Genomic DNA, 1854 nt, shown 5'->3' on the forward strand with positions numbered 1-1854 from the left:
CTCGGTGACGGCCGCGACCCGGCCATGCCGCTCGCCCACGCCGTCGACCTCAACGCCGCCACCCTCGACACCGCCGAGGGCCCGCAGCTCACCGCCGACTGGTCCTGGCCCGACGGGCTCCTCACCGAGGAGCGCGTCCGCCAGCTCGCCGAGGCCTGGTTCACCGCCCTGCGCACCCTCGCCGCGACCACCGGCGGCGGCCTGACCCCGTCCGACGTCCGCCCGCTCGTCGAGGTCTCGCAGGAGCACATCGACCGCCTGGAGGCCGAGCACGGCCCCCTCGCCGACCTCCTCCCGCTCTCCCCGCTCCAGCAGGGCCTGTACTTCCACGCCACCTACGACACCGACGGCCACGACGTCTACACCGTCCAACTCGCCCTCGACATCGAGGGATCCGTGGACCGGGAAGCGCTGCGCTCGGCGCTGCGCGCCCTGCTCACCCGCCACCCGAACCTGCGCGCCGCGTTCCGTCAGGACGGCCTCGACGCGCCGCTCCAGGTGATCCCGGCGGACGTCGAACTCCCTTTGTACGAGGTCGACTTCACCGACCTGCCCGAGGACGGACGCGCGGCGGCGGCCGACCGGCTGACCGTCGAGGACCGCACCCGGCGCTTCGACCTCGACCGGCCCCCGCTGATGCGCTTCACCCTCATCAGCACCGCCGCCGACCGGCACCGGCTGGTCGTCAGCCACCACCACCTGCTGCTGGACGGCTGGTCGATGCCGGTCTTCCTCGGCGAGCTGTTCGCCCTCTACGGCACGCACGGCGACGCCGCCGGACTCGCCCGGGTGACGCCCTACCGCGAGTACCTGGACTGGATCGCCGGCCAGGACCGCACCGCCGCCGAGACGGCCTGGCGGCAGGTGCTGGACGGGCTGGAGGAGCCGACGCTGCTCGCCGCCCCCGACCCGACCCGCGCCCCCGTCCTGCCGGTCCGCACCCGGCTGGAGCTGCCCGAGGAGCGGACGGCCGCACTGGCCCGCTTCGCCCGGGAGCGCGGGGTCACCGTCAACACCGTGGTCCAGGCGGCGTGGGCGATGGTGGTGGGCCGCCTGACCGGCCGGGACGACGTGGTCTTCGGCGGGACCGTCTCGGGCCGTCCCCCGCAGGTCCCGGGCGTCGAGTCGATGGTCGGCCTGTTCATCAACACCCTGCCGGTGCGCGTCGCGCTCGACCCGGCGGAGCGCTTCGGCGCCCTGCTGGAGCGCCTCCAGGACCAGCAGGCCGGCCTCATGGACCACCAGTACCTGCCGCTCGCCGACCTCCAGCGGATCGCCGGGCTCGGCGAACTCTTCGACACCCTCGTGGTGTTCGAGAACTACCCGCTCGACGCCGACGGGCTGCGCACCGCCGCCGACGGGCTCGGCATCGTGGGCGGCGACAACCACGAGTCCACGCACTACCCGCTGAGCCTCACCGTGAGCCTCGGCCGCTCGCTCGGCCTCGACCTCGCACACCGGCCCGACCTGCTCGACCAGGACCGGGTGGACGCGCTCGCCGCGACCTTCGTCCGCCTGCTCGGCGAGGCCGCCGCGCTCGCGGAGGAGCCGGTCGGACGCCTGCGGCTGGGCGAACCGGTGGGCGAGGCGCCGGTCCTGGGCGCGTGGGCCGGCGAGGCGGAGGTGGCGCCGGAACTGGAGCCGCTGCTCGTGGGCTTCGCCCGCCAGGCGGCCGCGACGCCGGACGCCACCGCCGTGATCAGCGGCGACGAGCGCCTCAGCTACGCCGAACTCGACGCCCGCTCCAACCGGCTGGCCCGCCTGCTCCTCCAGCGCGGCGCCAGGGCCGAGGGCTACGTCGCCGTCGCCCTCCCGCGCACCGCGGAACTGCTCGTCGCCCTGCTCGCCGTCCAG

The 1854-nt window shown here is 75.2% G+C and carries 1 protein-coding gene; it reads left to right on the top strand.

Annotated elements, in window-relative coordinates; translation table 11 throughout:
- Nucleotides 1-1854: condensation domain-containing protein (locus PUR71_RS08740; RefSeq protein ID WP_329925810.1), on the top strand; the 1854-nt coding region annotated here is incomplete at both ends.

Origin of the sequence: Streptomyces sp. SP17BM10 (assembly GCF_036322405.1) — a bacterium.
In the GTDB taxonomy this organism is placed as follows: Bacteria; Actinomycetota; Actinomycetes; order Streptomycetales; family Streptomycetaceae; genus Kitasatospora.